The sequence below is a fragment of the Stenotrophomonas sepilia genome (assembly GCF_003244875.1).
In the GTDB taxonomy this organism is placed as follows: Bacteria; Pseudomonadota; Gammaproteobacteria; order Xanthomonadales; family Xanthomonadaceae; genus Stenotrophomonas; species Stenotrophomonas sepilia.
This window is the reverse complement of record NZ_LXXZ01000028.1, coordinates 19,784-34,227: the sequence shown is the minus strand read 5'-3', so window position 1 is coordinate 34,227 and position 14,444 is coordinate 19,784. Positions and strand designations below refer to the sequence as shown.

The window sequence follows — 14,444 nt, the reverse complement described above, 5'->3', positions numbered from 1 at the left end:
CTACGGCACCACGGTGATGCCGATGCGCTGCATCAACAGCGCCACCTGCTGCAGATCCAGCGTGGCGCCACGCAGGTTGGTGCTGCGCAGGTCCAGCTCACCCAGCTCCGAGTGGGTCAGGTCACAGTCGGTGAAGTTGGCGCTGTTCCAATCGACACCCTCGAACTGGCCACCGGACAGGTCCGAGCCAGCGAAGCTGGCGCCGCTCACGTTTGCACCGTCCCAGCGGTTTTCCCATAGCTCGCACTTTTCCAGCGTCACCCGCGAAAAATTGGCGTAGCGCAGGTTCGACTTCTTGATGAAGGCGCTGCAGAACCCGCTGCGCGGGGTGATCTGGTTCATGAAGCTGGCGCTGCTGAAATCCGCGCCCTGCGCGCGGCACTCGCTGATTTCCAGGCCCAATGCCTTGACGAAATTGAAGTGGCACATGCTGATGTCGCAGCTGCGGAAGCTGGCTTCCTTCAGCGTGGCGCCATTGAAGCGGCAGCCGGTACGGCTGTCGGCATCGTAGAAACTGCAGTTGATGAACTCGGTGCCGGTTAGGTCCACGCCGGAAAAATCGCACTCGTGGAACTGCTGATCGACCACTTTCTGGCCGGTGTACTGGTCCGCGCCGATGCGCAGCTTGCGGTGAACGGTGTGGGACATCAGGGATTCCATGCCAGGAGTCCCGCCATCATGCCGGGCCGCGAGGGCGATCCATAGACGTGGGCGCGGGCGGATTCACCGGCAGTCCAGCCGCCCCGTGCCCCCCAATACCGGATGCACGGTGTTGCACGTTAATGCACGAACGTGCAGACTTATGGCATGAGCTCAGACCCCAGCCCCCTCCCCGCCCAGCGCACCCGGCAGATCCTTGAGGAGCTGCGCCAGCAGGGCCGCGTGGTCGCTGCCGAACTGGCGCGCCGCTATGCCGTCTCCGAAGATTCGATCCGCCGCGACCTGCGCGAGCTGGCCGCACAGGGCCTGTGCCAGCGTGTCTACGGCGGCGCCGTGCTGCCGCCGCCCAAGGAACGCCCGCTGCGCGAGCGCCTGACCCGCGACCGCGGCGACAAGGCCGAGCTGGCCGCACGCGTGTGCGCGTTGCTGCAACCCAATCAGGTTGTACTGCTCGATGCCGGTTCAACCAACCTGGCGATCGCCCAGCAGCTGCCGCCCGCTCTCGGGCTGACCGTGATCACCAATGCCCCGCAGATCGCCACCGCCGCCAGTACGCTTGAAGGCACCCTGGTGCAGCTGATCGGCGGCCGCTTGGCCAGCGGCGGCGGTGCGGTCGGCGCAGAAGCACTGGGCCAGGTGCAGCGCCTGCGCGCCGACGTGTACCTGCCCGGCCCCTGCGCGGTGGACGGCGATACTGGTGTATGGGCAATGGATGCAGAAGAGGCCAAGCTGAAGCGCGCGATGGTCGCGTGCAGCAGCCGCGTCATCGTCGCCGCCACTACTGAAAAGCTCGGTGCACGCGGCAACTGGCAGATTGCCAGCCTCGACGAGATCGACGACCTGGTGCTCACCACCTCGGCCCCGCCGGCGCTGGCGGCACGCTTCCGCGCCGCAGGCATCGCGGTACACCCCACTCCGCCCTGACCGTACCGCTCATGTCCGTTGCCAACCGCGCGCGTGCCGAACAGCACGCGACCCGCGCTGCGTTCTTCATTCCCGGCTTCGCCACCGCGCTGTGGGCCACCCTGGTGCCGTTCGCCAAGGCACGCACCGGGATCAATGACGCCACGCTGGGGCTGGTGCTGCTCTGCCTCGGTGCCGGTTCGCTGCTGGCGATGCCGTTGTCCGGTGTGCTGGCCGCGCGCCTCGGTTGCCGCCGGGTGATGGTGGCCAGCAGTCTGCTGATCTGCCTGACCGTGCCCAGCCTGGCCCTGGCCGCTTCGGCCTGGACACTCGGGCTGGTTCTGTTCGTGTTCGGCGCCGCCGTGGGCGCGATGGACTGCACGATGAACGTGCAGGCGGTCATTGTCGAGCGCGAAGCACGGCGCGTGATGATGTCCGGCTTCCATGCCTTCTTCAGCATCGGCGGCTTCCTCGGCGCGGCCACCATGACCGTGCTGCTGTCTGCCCATCTGCCTCCCTTGGTATCCGTGCTGGTCGGCGTTGGTGCCATGCTGCTGGTGATGCTGCTGTCAGCGGCGTACTGGCACAGCGAACGCATGCCGCATGACACGCCCATGCTGGTCCTGCCGCACGGCATCGTGCTGTTCATCGGCGTGCTGGCGTTCGTCGCCTTCCTCGGCGAAGGTGCGATGCTCGACTGGAGCGCGGTATTTCTCAGCGACGTGCGCCGCGTCGATGCCAGCCTCGCCGGCATCGGCTATGTGACCTTCACCCTGACGATGACCGTCGCGCGCCTGTTCGGCGATGCACTGGTGGCACGCGTGGGCCGCCAGCGCGCGATCGTGTTCGGCGCGTTGCTCGCCGCCGCGGGCGTACTGGTGCTGACCCTGGTCACGCCGTGGCAGGCGTCGCTGGCGGGCTATGTGCTGGTCGGCCTCGGTTGCGCCAACATCGCCCCCGCACTGTTCTCGATGGCCGGCCACCAGACCCGCATGCCCGGCGCACTGGCGATCACTGCCGTGTCCACGCTCGGCTTTGCCGGCATCCTTGCCGGCCCGGCGCTGATCGGCTTCGCCGCAGATCATTTCGGCCTGATCGCCGCGTTCATCGGCGTGGCCACGGCCTTGTTGCTGGTGGCCGTGTCCACGCGTTGGCTGCAGGTGTAGCGCGGCGCATCAACGCCGCCTACGGCGCAGCTTCATCCGCACGCGCCGATAGCCGATCACCGTCGCCGTGGCGCACAGCGCGGTGCCAGCAGCGCTCAGCAGCAGCAACACCGCCAACCGGACACCTTCCTGGCGCAGCATCGCAGGCAGATCCCAGCTGTGCAGGAAGTAGAACAACCAGCGCCCCACCCGCTCGCGATGACCCATCGTCAGCAACGGATCGCCCGTAGCCAGGTCGAGATAGACGCACGTCGCCTCGGCATCACCAAAGTCCACCACGGCCACCGGGAAGCGGCGTACCGCTGCACCATTCATGGCCTCGGGCGCACGCGGATAGAAGTACGCATCCGCTGCATGCTGCACCACGAAGCCCTGCATCGGTGCATCGGACAACGCACGCACCTTCTGCTGCAGCCAAGCTGCCGGCAGCAACCGCGTAACCTGCAGATGCCCATTGCTGCCGGACACGATGCGAGTATGACCCTGCCCGTCCAGCAGCACCGCAAACAGTTCACCACTGATCCGTCGCCACTGAATCTCCACCGGCTGAAAGCGCGCGGCTTCGGCCACTGCCAGAAGCGTGTCAGGATCACCCAGCGCACCGTCCACCGCCACCGCGCCGCCACGGTAGTGCTCAACATCGATCGCCTCCCGCGTGCTGCTGAAGACGCCCAATGGATTCATCGACATCAGGCCGCTGAAGATCCAGGTGAACACGAAGGCCGCAGCACACAATCCGATCAGATGGTGCCAGCGCATCCACGACTCCACGTACGGCGTCTTCGCACCGGAACGATAGTGCCCACGGAAACGCCAGCGCCACACTCCCACCACGATGCCGCTGATCACCGCCACCGTGCACATTGCGGACAGCACGATCACCACCCACGTCCACACCGGGTCGACCGACTGCATGCGCAGGAAGTACAGCCAGTGCAGCCAGGCGCCCACATAGTTCCAGCGCTGCTGCACATGCGGGGCGTCCAGCACCACTTCACCGGTACGCGAGGACACATACAGGTCGCCCGGCTGCGCGCCGCCCACCTCGACGCGATAGAGCGGTCGATGCACATCCAATGCGCGCGAATGCGTCCAGCGGTCCTCCTCCACGCGCATCGCTCCCACGAAGGCCGGGCCTACGGCGAACTGTGCAGCGGATGCTTCGGCGCGCTGTGCCGACACCGGCGGCAGCGCCTGACCGGTGTATGCAGACCAGGCCCCCATGTGGCTGCCACTACGCACCACATAGGCGGGCTCGCCACGCAGCGTGGTCAGCGCCACGGCCTCCGGCTCGGCCTGCAGAGCAGCCGGCAGTACAGACAGCCCCTGCAGGTCGCGGGCCTCACCCAGCACTGGCAATGCCGCCAGCCGCTCGCCGGGCGTCAGCTTCGGGTAACCAATGAACAGCATCACCATGCCGCTGACGAACCACAGCAGCATCAGCAGGCATCCGCCGATGCCCAGCCAACGATGCACCAGGTAGGTCCAGCGCTTGGCGGTGGATCGCAGCGACATCGCCAGCGCCCTCAGAAGCGATGGTCGACGGTGAATTCGACGCGCCGGTCCGCCCCCAGCAGCCACTGGGTGCTGGTGTAGTACGCGGTGGCGTAGTACGCCTTGTCGAACACGTTGAACAACCGCGCGGACAGCCGCGTGCGCGGTGCCGCCTGCCAGGTCAGTGCCAGATCGGTGGTGCTGTAGCCGGGCAGCTCCAGTGTATTGGCGTTGTCAGCGTAGCGCTTGCCGACGTAGCGAACGCCACCCGCCGCACTCCATTCCGGTGCGAATTGCCAGCTGAGCCACGCACTGGCCAGGCGCTCGGCTACGTTCGGCGGCACGTTGCCATCACGCGAGACCAGCATCGGCGGCGAACCCGTGGTTTCCAGGAATTCCTCGAACTCGGCCTTCAGCACCGTCGCATTGGCATCGAGCGACCACCGCGGCGCGAACGCCCAGTTTAACGATGCCTCGATGCCGCGTGACGTCTGCGCGCCCACCTGCACCCGGCGATCCGGCACCAGCGGATCACGGCTGAGCAGCCCAGTCTTGCGGATGCGGTACGCCGCCAGCGTCCACTCGCCACCGTCGAAGGCCTGCTTCAGGCCCACCTCGATCTGCCGCCCCTTGGCCAGATCGAACGCTCCATTGGCCGGGCTGATCATCAGCAGCCCGCTGACCGGATCTGCCGCCTGCGAGTACTGCGCATACAGGCTCAGCGTCGGCTGCAGCGCAAATACCGTGCCGGCGCGCCAGCCGGTGCTGCTGTAGGTTTTCGAGAACGCGTTCTGGCCACTGATCAGATCGGTGCGATCGATGCGCGCGCGATCGTGGCGCAGGCCAGCCAGCACCGACCAGCGCTCGCTCAGCGCCAACCGGTCTTCCACGAACAGCGCGTACTGCTCGGCACGGTTGCGATAGCGCGGCAGGTTCGGCGCATCGCTGGCGAACTGCCCCGGGACAGGATCGAACGGATCGACCGGGCCCGAGCTGCCGGCATAGGTGTTATTGGTGTGCTTGAAGTGCGCGCGGTTGGCGTCCAGGCCCACCGTGAAGCTGTTCGCCCAAGCGCCCACATTGCCCTGCGCGCGCAGCGTCGAGGTCAGCCCCGTCTGGTCCTGGTTGTGGGTGATCTGGGTGTTACCCGAGCGGTCGACCAACCCGGTTCGCGGGTTGTAGACATAGGCCTCGGCGTTGCGCCAATCGCGCTGGCTGTCGATCTGGTAGAGGCGCGTGCGCCAGTCAACGTTCGCGTTCGGCGTCCACTGCGCATCGAGCTGCGTCCAGCGGTCGCGGAAGCGGATTTCGCTGTCGTCCACGTTGTAGTTGCGGTGGCGCAGCGCCTCCAGCTGGCGGCCCTCGACCAGCGGCGTGCCGAAGTAGCGCATCGGTTGCTGGTAGCCCTGCGCATGGGTGAGCGTCAGCTGCAGGTCCGGGCGAGCCTGCCACAGCAACGCACCGGAGAACGTCGCATCGTTGTTGCGGCCACGGTCGACCCAGCCACCGCTGTAGTTGCCACTCACATCCAGCCGGTAGGCCAGCCCGGACGCCAGCGCGCCACCACTGCCGAAGCCCAGCCGCGCGGTGTCCTCGCTGCCCACGGTCACGCTGATCTCGTTCTCGATGGCACCGCGCGAGGGCTTCTTCGGCACGATGTTGATCACCCCGCCGATCGCACCATCGCCATGGATCACCGAGGCCGGCCCGCGCAGCACTTCGATGCGCTCGATCGACCAGGTATCGAACGGGAAGGTGATGCCCACGCCGCCGTACTGGCGCAGCCCGTCGTACAGCCGCATCACCGAAGCACCGTCGGTGAAGCCACGGCTGGAAAGCGCGCTCAAGCCGTTGCCCGGGTGCGGCATGGCACTGATCGCACCCGCCCGGCTGATCGCATCGTTGAGGTTGCTGTCGCCGCGCTGCTCCAGTTGTTCGCGCGAAATCACCGTCAGGCTGGCAGGTGTCTGCAGCACGCTCAGGCCCAATGCAGAGCCGGCGCTGGCGGTGGAGGACAGCTCGCCTCTGCGGGTATCGATCACGCGTACGGCATCCAGCGTGGTCGGGGGTGCCACGTCGGCAGCAAGGGCAGAAGCGGAGTGCAGCAGCAGCGCGCAAGCGACAGGCAGCGTCGCCCGGCGCAGGCGCGCGGAGTTGGGGTTCGTTTTCATTTGTTCACGGCATGCAAGGCCACCCCGCAATGGCAGGGCAGCAATCAGAAAGGGACAGACACGCGCGTGCGGGCACCGGCCGTGGCCGGCAACCTCATGGGGGAACGTTCAATGCAGCGCGCGTGCGGCTCAGGCAGCCATCAGTGCCGGCGGCCCACGCGCGCCCAATGTGCCGCTGATCCGTTGCGGCAACGCCCGCACCGCGCCGCGCAGTGCGCGGCACACCGGTGCCATCGGCGCCAACAGCAGCACGGCCGCCACCAGCAGGGTGATCAGCCGTGCAGCGATCAGGCAGTAATCGCAGTCCACACCCATCTCATGATCGGCATGTGGATCGGCGGGCGGCTTCTTTGCGGTCTCGCCGTGCGGCATCGCCATCGCGTGATGGTCGTGATGGCCTTCCATCGCGTGCTGCGCGTGCTCTGCGTGCATTGCGTGGTCCATGGCCGCCACCGGTGCCGCGGCAGCCACGTGACCATGCGCCAGCCAGCGGCTCACCAGCGGGGCGAGCAGCACCAGCAGCATGGCGAGCCATGCCAGGGCCTGAAACCGGCGGTGGAGGACAGAATGACGCACGCCGCCATTCTACGGGGCCACGGTCAACCTTGGACCGCGTTCAGGGTTTGCCCCCTGCGACACGGTGACGCAGGGGCTCGCCTCGCGCGGCGACATGTGAATGGACCGCACCGCGGTCTCTGCGCTTGCGGGCTCTGCCTCGCCAACGTTAGGGTTCAATTGGCCACGGCAAGGAGCCACAGGAATCCGCATGACCACCCGCATCACACACTGGCAGCGCATCAGCCTGCTCGGCCTGACCGCGCTGCTTGCCGCCTGCGCCGACAAGGGGCCGCCCCCACCGCCAGAGCCGCTGGAACTCTCACAGCCGATTGCCGTGGACACGCCCGGCCAGCAGGTGCAGTTCGAGTTCGAAACCACGACGCGCAATTTTGCCAGCTACCGTACATATGCGGTGGAGCTGGATCTGCAGCACGTCTCCCCGTCGCCAGATGCTGCTTCTCCGCGCGACCTGCACATTCCTTTACGCGTTGGACTTCAGCAATGGTCCGGCGGCACGTGGCAGTCGCTGGCAAGCCCCGACGCCTACCAGATCGCACAGTCGCAATCTGGCCAGCCACTGCCAGACTGGCACCGCGATGCGGGACTGAACTACGCTCAGACCCAACGAGGCAGCGACGGGGCCTATCGACTCCATGTCGCGTTGCTGCCGTTGCAGGCGCGTAGCCGCTATCGGGTCCAGATCAGCACGGTTGAAGACATCGCACCGCTTCGTGGCGCAAGCGCCAGGATACTGATTCACGAATCGCGTCCGCTCGCCAAGTAGCGCAGCGCCTTCGTACACCTTCCAGGAGGATCACACGCACATGGACAAGCCACGCTACATCGTCGATATCGTCATTGCGGCGCCGGGAACACCGCTTCTCGACCCGGTAACGCAGCAGCCGCTGCGTAATCCGGATGGTTCCCCGCAGACATCCGGGCCGGGGCACATGTTCTACGTCCTGCGAGCACCGGGAAAAGATCCGGCGAGCTACGGCTTTGCACCGATCGAGCACGGCAGCATGAACGGACCGGGCGACATCGTGGACAGCGATGCAAAGACCTACAAGAACCCGCATTACACGCGCTCTCTGGAAATCACCGAAGCCCAGTACAACAAGCTCAAGGCGTTCGGCGACGATCCAGTGGCGCACGGCTTCAGCAAGCACTATGCCGACGTGCGCCACAACTGTGTGGACTTCGCCTGGGGCGCATTGAATCATGCCGGCATCCAGCGCAAGCACAGCCTGGACGTGAACAGCATCGGCGGCCCTGTTGGCCAATTGCTGCCAGACGTCCGCATTCCGCTGGGCGTCCAGTCACAGGGCAAGGACGGCTATCGTCCGCTGCGCAACATCCATGGCGTGGACAGCATTGAGCCGCCTTTCCCCAACAGCGAACTCAACCGCACCACCACTCATCCCCTGCCCGAGCGCAGCTTGAAGCAGCGTCTGCTCAGCGAAACCGATGGCATTGATGGCCCCTTGGGCGAGCGTCTGGCTGCGGACGCGCGCGCACCGGGGCACAGCCTTCATGCCTTGGACCAGAAAGTGCGTACCGCACTCGCCCAGGCCAGCGAACAGCAGGGACTGCCCCCCGGACAGGAGCACGAACGACTGGCCGGCCATCTGACCCACGCGGCGGTGCAGGCCGGCTTCAGCGAAAAGGACACGCTGCAGGTGGCATTCAGTTCAAACAGCACCGCCGAGGCACCCGGCTACGTATTCCTGCATCGCAGCGGCGACACCGCCTCGCCGGACCCAGCCGCCAATCGCCAGCGCCTGTCCCTGCTCGATACGCAGCAGGGCGACGCGGATACGCTGTATCAGCAGGCCAATGTGCAGCAGCAATCCCGCGACGCAAGTCGGCTGGCGCAGGACGAGCAACAGGCACAACAGCAGGCGTCGCCGCGCATGGCCTGACCCAGCCGCATCAGGCGCTGACACCGTTCCCGCATCAACTCACGTACTGCGCCTGACCGTTCCCGAACGACCAGTTCTCCTTCTTCACTTCCACCAGATTGATGAACACATCCTCGCGGCGGATGCCCACCGCCGCATGCAGTCCATCGGCGATGCCGGCGTACAACGCCTTTTTCTGCTCGAGCGTGCGCCCTTCGTTCCAGGTGATCTGGATGCAGATGAAGTCGTCGGTGCGATCCACGCCCAAGTAGCCGGGGTCGTAGATCAGCGTGCCGGGCGCGTGTTCCTGGAAGATCTGGAAGCGGTCGTTTTCCGGAACGCCCACCGCGCGCATGGCCTGGTAGATGGTTTCGCCGACGCGTTGCAGGTAGTCGGCGGATTTACCTTTGCGGAGATCGATGCGGGCAAGCGGCATGGTGGCACTCCAGAGTGGATGGGTACGACGACAGGCTGAGACTACGCCTGCCCGGGGCCGCGGGACAGCGCAGGGATGGAACCCTCTGGCTCCATGCGTGGCATGGTCCCGCCTCCGCCGCGCGGGGTGACGCGATTGCCATGGCGGCGCCGCTCTGGAGTCGTCTTGTGCACGGTCGGTAGGGGCGGCGATGCGCGCCATCAGTGATGGGCCGCACTACTCGCGCGTGTCGAACGACACACATCGGAGAACGTCTGGCCTGCCTAGGGACAGTTGAGAATTTTCCTTACAGACCGATGTGATTGCCCGGCTTGAAGATCCCCGCGCCGAGGCAAGACGCCTTGGCCGGGATTGGCGTCTCGAATAAACGAATGAACACCCATCGCTGCGGTTTACGTCGCAGCAGAGAGAATGCACCGATTGCCTTCAATGGCGGCCGGTGCGTGGGGATCGACAGGTCCGCCAGGCCTTCTTCTCGATGGGAGTTCGTTTGCCTTGGTACGCCAACCCGCACCGTCCGCCACCTTCACTCGGGAAGGTGGCCTTACGCCAGTGAGGGTTTCACCATGACCAACCGCACCGCCGTCCATCCCCGCCTGCACGCGCTTATCGGCGACGTCGCAGCCGACGTGCCCGGGGACCTCGCACGCGAGATCGAGTGCGCCCTGGACGCGCAGAATTTGTCCGCGCAGCTGCCCACTTTCTTCGCCCGTCTCAATGCGATCAACCAGGCCGACGGTGATGACGGACAGCCGTGCATCAGCCTCACCCTCGGCGCCAGCAATCACGCTTCGTTGCGCCGCTCGCTATCTGGCCTCGGCGCATTGCTCGACCTGCTGCAGGCCGCCGACCATGCGCGCAACGAAGGTGGCCCGGACGAACAGTTGGGCGCCTTCCATATCGACGGACTGATCGTGGCCGCCCGACAACTGGTGCGCGAGGCACATCATTGCCTCTCCGGCGGCGACGCCTGACCGGCCCGGGTACGCTCCCGCTACAATCGCGCAGTGAGCGCAGGAGACCGCAATGGACGCCGAACACCTGGAATACTTCAAGGCCGCACTGGAAGGCCGCGCAACCGTGGGCTGGAACGTCTGGTTCGCCGCCAACCAGCACGCGCTGGCACAACAGCTGAGCCGCCCTGCACTGCTGCGCTTGAAGTTCAGCACACTGGATGAAGCCGAACGCCTGCTGGCCGAAGCCGGCATCGTGCCCCGCAGCACAGCGGGCAAGCGCTACGAAATGTACTGCGCGCAGTTCTCGCCGGACGTGGTGGACGCGAACGGTCGCCCGCTACCGGCCCTCTGGCGCGCGGCGCACGGCGGTGCCATCGGCCTGCTGGCCGACGGTGAGCAGGAGGCCGGCCAGGCGAAGCTGCTCGCGGAGTTCCGCCGCGTCCGCAAGCGCGGGCTGCAGCAGGCCCATGAATGGTTGGCCGATCTGTGCTTTGAGGGCGAGATGGAACTGACCAGCGGCAATGCCGAGGTGGGCCGTAGCCTATTGGCGGTGGTGGTGCAGGCGGGTAGCGGCCATGACCTGCTGGATGCCACTGCGATGATCGCGCGCGAGCTGCTGGAGCGGCACGGCTGAAAGGGCGTGTGCTTCCAGCTGATCCTGCTGGATCGCTGGTAACAAAAAAGCCCCCATTTCTGGAGGCTTCTTTCGTTCTGCAACATGGTGGGCGGTACAGGGATCGAACCTGTGACCCTTGCCGTGTGAAGGCAATGCTCTACCGCTGAGCTAACCGCCCGGTGTGTTGCTGAGCCGCTCATTATAGGGGCTTTTCAGAGGCCGTCAACACTTTTTCACATTCGTGTTCACGGGTGTCTCGGGATGTGCAGCCGAGCATGGCTCGGCTCTACAGAACAGCGGGGTACGCGTGTTTCGGTGGTTCCGCCGAGCATGGCCCGGCGCTACCGGAATCACATCGTATGGGTCGGCTTGTCCGAGCCGGTAAGCCCGGCCAGCAGGGTCTCGATCTTGTGGCGCACGCCCTCGCCTTCGGCACCATCGGCCAGCTGCACGCCGATGCCGGCGGTGCGGTTGCCCTGCGCGCCTGCCGGGGTCACCCAGATCACCTTGCCGGCCACCGGCAGGCGCTCGCTGGAATCGGGCAGGGTCAGCAGCAGGAACACCTCGTCGCCCAGGAAGTAGCGCTTGGGCGTGGGCACGAAGATGCCGCCATTCTTCACGAACGGCATGTACGCGCTGTACAGCGCGGCTTTGTCCTTCACGGCCAGGGACAGGATGCCCTGGCGGGCGTTGCTGGCACTCATCGATTTCCCCTTGCGGCAGGCCGCTCGTTCACCTTGTTCCAGGCCAGCAGCAACTCGACCACCGCAAGGTCTGCACGCACCGTGGTGCGCAGCAGGTCGCGGGTGCGGTTGGCCGCATCGAACCAGGCTGCAAGCTTGTGCAATCGCTCCGGCGTGGTCAAGGCATCGGTGCTGGCCTGGGCCAGTGCCAGGTCGGCGGCAAAGCGCAGGCGCAGCGCCGCGTTGTCGTCACCGCACCACTTCTGCGCCAGCTCCACCGCGCCGGTCTTGCCGGTGACCAGCTGTTCCAGATCTCGACCGACTTCGCGGCGCAGGCTCAGGCCGTCTTCGCGCAGCCAGTTGTCGGCCTGGCCGGGATGGCCGCGGGCGGCGTCCAGCGCTTCGCGCGCCGATGCCTCGCTATGGCCCTGCTGCTGCAGCCAGGCCAGTGCTTCGTGCGGCGGCGGCAACTTGAATTCCAGGCGCTGGCAGCGGCTGCGGATGGTCTGCGGCAAGCGTGCCGGGTCGCTGCTGATCAGCCACAGGTAGCGGCCGGGCTGCGGCTCTTCCAGCGTCTTCAGCAGTGCGTTGGCCGCCGAGCGGTTGATCGCATCGGCCGGGTCGACGATCACCACCTGCGCCACGCCGTACTGTGGGGTCAGCGCCAGCTTGTCGGTGATCTCGCGCACCTGCTCGATCACGATCTCGGTGCGCAGCTTGTCGCCGCTCTTGTTCGGAATGAAGCTGACCAGCTGCAGGTCCGGGTGTGTACCCGCTGCGATCAGCTGGCGCGTGCGCGTGGCGTGGGCTGCATCGCCCTGCGCCAGCACGTGGTCGGCCAACGCCAGCGCCACCTCATGCTTGCCCAACCCGGCCGGACCGCAGATCAGCAGGCCATGACCGAGGCGACCGGCGTCGAGCGCGGCCACCGTCTGCTCGAACGCGCGCTGCTGCCACGGTGAAAAGGTACTCATGCGCCCTCCCCGCCCTGCAGCCAGCGCTCGACACGCGCAACCACGTCGGCGGCCACGCGTTCCTGCACCTGGCCGGCGTCGATCAACGCAAAGCGCTGCGGGTCCTGCTGTGCGCGGCTGCGGAACACTTCGCGCACGCGCTGGAAGAAATCGTCCTGCTCGCTCTCGATGCGGTCCGGCCACAGGTCACGGCCGTTGGCGCGCGCGCGGCCTATGGCCACGTCCACGTCCAGCAGCAGGGTCAGCCCCGGCAACAGGCCGACCGCGCGACGCTCCAGATCGGCAATCCACTGCGGATCCAGGCCACGGCCACCGCCCTGGTAGGCATAGCTGGAATCGGTGAAACGATCGCTCAGCACATAGGCGCCGCGCTGCAGTGCTGGCTGGATCACCTGGCGCACGTGCTGCGCGCGCGCGGCGAATACCAGCAGCAGCTCGGCTTCGGCGCTGAGCGGTTCGGCGGCGATCTCGGCATCGGGTTTCAGCACCAGGCCGCGGATGCGCTCGGCCAGTGGCGTGCCGCCGGGTTCACGGGTCAGCACCACCTCGTGGCCGTGGCCGCGCAGGCACTCACGGATGGCATTGATGGCGGTGGTCTTGCCCGCGCCCTCGCCGCCTTCCAGGCTGACGAAACGCGGGTGGCGAAGCAGCGCGGGACTCATTGCGCCGGGGTCTCCTGGGTACGTTGCTGGCGCAGCTGCTGCAGGTAGCGCGCCACGGCGGCGTTGTGCTGGTCCAGGCTGGGCGAGAACACGTGCGCGCCGCTGCCATCGCCCACGGCGACGAAGTACAGCGCGTCGCCCGGCGCCGGCTGTGCGGCCGCCATCAGCGCGTCACGGCTGGGCATGGCGATCGGGGTCGGGGTCAGGCCGGCACGGGTGTAGGTGTTGTAGGGGGTGTCGGTGGTCAGGTCGCGACGGCGGATGTTGCCGTCATACGCAGCACCGAGGCCGTAGATCACGGTCGGGTCGGTCTGCAGGCGCATGCCGATCTTCAGGCGGCGCATGAACACCCCGGCAATCTGCGGGCGCTCGCTGGCCAGCGCGGTTTCCTTTTCGATGATCGAGGCCAGCGTCAGCAGTTCGTAGGGCGTGTTGATCGGCAGGTCCGGCGCGCGGCTTTCCCAGGCCTCGTCCAGCGCCTTTTCCATTGCGGCGTGGGCGCGCTTGAGCACGTCCAGATCGCTGTCGCCGCGCTGGTAGACGTAGGTCTCCGGCAGGAAGCGGCCTTCCGGATGCTGGCCACCGAAGCCGAGGCGCTGCATCAACGCGGCGTCATCAAGCGTGTCAGTGGTGTGCAGCAGCGGTTCGGCACGCTTGAGTGCGGCACGCAGCTGGCGGATGTTCCAGCCCTCGACAATCGTGACGCGGTGCTGCAGCACCTTGCCGGCGCGCATGCGCAGCAGCAGCTCGCGCGGGGTCAGCTCGCCACTGAGCGCATACTCGCCCACCTTCAGCTTGCCGGCGGCATCGAGCTGGCGCGCCAGCAGCTGCCACTGGGCGTCCTGGCCCTCGTCCACGCCGGCATCGCGCAGCTTGCGCAGCACGCTGTTCATGCCATCGCCGCTGGCGATGACCACGCTCTCGGCGGACGGGGTGATCGGGGCATCGGCGAAGCGGGTCTGCTGGTAGAAGAACCACGCGCCCGCGCCGGCCACGACGGCGGCCAGCACCACCACCAGCGTTACCACGAACAGACACCCGCGCTTGGCTCCCGCCATGGACTACCTCTGAACTCGATTCCGTCGTGCAGGATACCGTGCCGGTGGATTGGGGTCATGACCGGGGTGGCGTCGCCGTGCCGACCAACGGTCGGCACCCACCACAATCCATGCCTGGCGCGGCGATCAGTAGATCCACGCCATGCGTGGATGAATGGCCATGGAGGACTCCGTGCCGACCAACGGTCGGCACCCACCGTGGGGGA

15 protein-coding genes and 1 tRNA gene are annotated in these 14,444 nt (G+C 66.6%); 6 read left to right on the top strand and 10 right to left on the bottom strand.

Annotated elements, in window-relative coordinates; translation table 11 throughout:
* Nucleotides 1–651, bottom strand: a complete 651-nt coding sequence (gene smqnr, locus A7X97_RS04350; protein ID WP_409349629.1) for a SmQnr family pentapeptide repeat protein — start codon at nucleotides 649–651, stop codon at nucleotides 1–3.
* 156 nt (nucleotides 652–807) lie between these two features.
* On the opposite strand from smqnr, the gene A7X97_RS04345 reads away from it, so the two are divergent.
* Both A7X97_RS04345 and A7X97_RS04340 read left to right on the top strand, forming a co-directional pair.
* On the top strand, nucleotides 808–1,584 hold the full coding sequence (locus A7X97_RS04345; protein ID WP_111007631.1) for a DeoR/GlpR family DNA-binding transcription regulator: 777 nt from the start codon (nucleotides 808–810) through the stop codon (nucleotides 1,582–1,584).
* 11 nt (nucleotides 1,585–1,595) lie between these two features.
* Nucleotides 1,596–2,729 carry an MFS transporter gene (locus tag A7X97_RS04340; RefSeq protein WP_111007630.1) on the top strand — a complete coding sequence of 378 codons (1,134 nt, stop codon included), beginning with the start codon at nucleotides 1,596–1,598 and terminating at the stop codon, nucleotides 2,727–2,729.
* Between the two features lie 9 nt (nucleotides 2,730–2,738).
* On the opposite strand, the gene A7X97_RS04335 is transcribed toward A7X97_RS04340, so the two are convergent.
* The 3 genes from A7X97_RS04335 to A7X97_RS04325 all read right to left on the bottom strand — a co-directional run bounded on the left by A7X97_RS04335 (nucleotide 2,739) and on the right by A7X97_RS04325 (nucleotide 6,919).
* The gene (locus A7X97_RS04335; RefSeq protein ID WP_072168221.1) at nucleotides 2,739–4,244 is read right to left on the bottom strand and encodes a PepSY domain-containing protein; all 1,506 of its coding nucleotides are present in this window, start codon (nucleotides 4,242–4,244) and stop codon (nucleotides 2,739–2,741) included.
* An 11-nt stretch (nucleotides 4,245–4,255) separates the two neighbouring features.
* The gene (locus A7X97_RS04330; RefSeq protein WP_072168222.1) at nucleotides 4,256–6,394 is read right to left on the bottom strand and encodes a TonB-dependent receptor; all 2,139 of its coding nucleotides are present in this window, start codon (nucleotides 6,392–6,394) and stop codon (nucleotides 4,256–4,258) included.
* Between the two features lie 129 nt (nucleotides 6,395–6,523).
* Nucleotides 6,524–6,919: a DUF2946 family protein gene (locus tag A7X97_RS04325; RefSeq protein ID WP_072168223.1), complete on the bottom strand. Its 396-nt coding sequence runs from the start codon at nucleotides 6,917–6,919 to the stop codon at nucleotides 6,524–6,526.
* A 241-nt stretch (nucleotides 6,920–7,160) separates the two neighbouring features.
* Between A7X97_RS04325 and A7X97_RS04320 the strand changes: the two genes are divergently transcribed.
* Nucleotides 7,161–7,736: a hypothetical protein gene (locus tag A7X97_RS04320; protein ID WP_111007629.1), complete on the top strand. Its 576-nt coding sequence runs from the start codon at nucleotides 7,161–7,163 to the stop codon at nucleotides 7,734–7,736.
* A gap of 40 nt (nucleotides 7,737–7,776) precedes the next feature.
* Complete coding sequence (locus A7X97_RS04315) at nucleotides 7,777–8,874, top strand: XVIPCD domain-containing protein (RefSeq protein WP_088497805.1); 1,098 nt, start codon at nucleotides 7,777–7,779, stop codon at nucleotides 8,872–8,874.
* Between the two features lie 34 nt (nucleotides 8,875–8,908).
* Here A7X97_RS04315 and A7X97_RS04310 read toward each other — a convergent pair whose 3' ends face one another.
* A complete protein-coding gene (locus A7X97_RS04310) occupies nucleotides 8,909–9,289 on the bottom strand; it encodes a tautomerase family protein (RefSeq protein WP_005415517.1) in 381 nt (126 codons plus the stop codon).
* A gap of 566 nt (nucleotides 9,290–9,855) precedes the next feature.
* On the opposite strand from A7X97_RS04310, the gene A7X97_RS04305 reads away from it, so the two are divergent.
* Together A7X97_RS04305 and A7X97_RS04300 are read left to right on the top strand one after the other, a co-directional pair.
* Nucleotides 9,856–10,263, top strand: coding sequence for a hypothetical protein (locus A7X97_RS04305; RefSeq protein WP_111007628.1), 408 nt, complete (start codon nucleotides 9,856–9,858; stop codon nucleotides 10,261–10,263).
* A 52-nt stretch (nucleotides 10,264–10,315) separates the two neighbouring features.
* Entirely contained in the window at nucleotides 10,316–10,879 is a 564-nt protein-coding gene (locus A7X97_RS04300) for a hypothetical protein (protein WP_005415515.1), read from the top strand.
* 85 nt (nucleotides 10,880–10,964) lie between these two features.
* Here A7X97_RS04300 and A7X97_RS04295 read toward each other — a convergent pair.
* From A7X97_RS04295 to mltG, 5 genes are all read right to left on the bottom strand, one after another.
* Nucleotides 10,965–11,039: transfer RNA gene (locus A7X97_RS04295), tRNA-Val, on the bottom strand.
* A gap of 172 nt (nucleotides 11,040–11,211) precedes the next feature.
* Entirely contained in the window at nucleotides 11,212–11,565 is a 354-nt protein-coding gene (locus tag A7X97_RS04290) for a PilZ domain-containing protein (protein ID WP_005412452.1), read from the bottom strand.
* Nucleotides 11,562–12,518, bottom strand: a complete 957-nt coding sequence (locus tag A7X97_RS04285; RefSeq protein ID WP_072168228.1) for a DNA polymerase III subunit delta' — start codon at nucleotides 12,516–12,518, stop codon at nucleotides 11,562–11,564. The genes A7X97_RS04290 and A7X97_RS04285 overlap by 4 nt, the downstream gene beginning before the upstream one ends.
* The gene (tmk, locus tag A7X97_RS04280) at nucleotides 12,515–13,180 is read right to left on the bottom strand and encodes a dTMP kinase (protein ID WP_072168229.1); all 666 of its coding nucleotides are present in this window, start codon (nucleotides 13,178–13,180) and stop codon (nucleotides 12,515–12,517) included. The genes A7X97_RS04285 and tmk overlap by 4 nt, the downstream gene beginning before the upstream one ends.
* Nucleotides 13,177–14,238 (bottom strand): endolytic transglycosylase MltG, encoded by a 1,062-nt coding sequence (gene mltG, locus A7X97_RS04275; protein ID WP_072168230.1) that lies wholly within the window; start codon nucleotides 14,236–14,238, stop codon nucleotides 13,177–13,179. The genes tmk and mltG overlap by 4 nt, the downstream gene beginning before the upstream one ends.
* Between the last annotated feature and the right edge of the window lie 206 nt (nucleotides 14,239–14,444).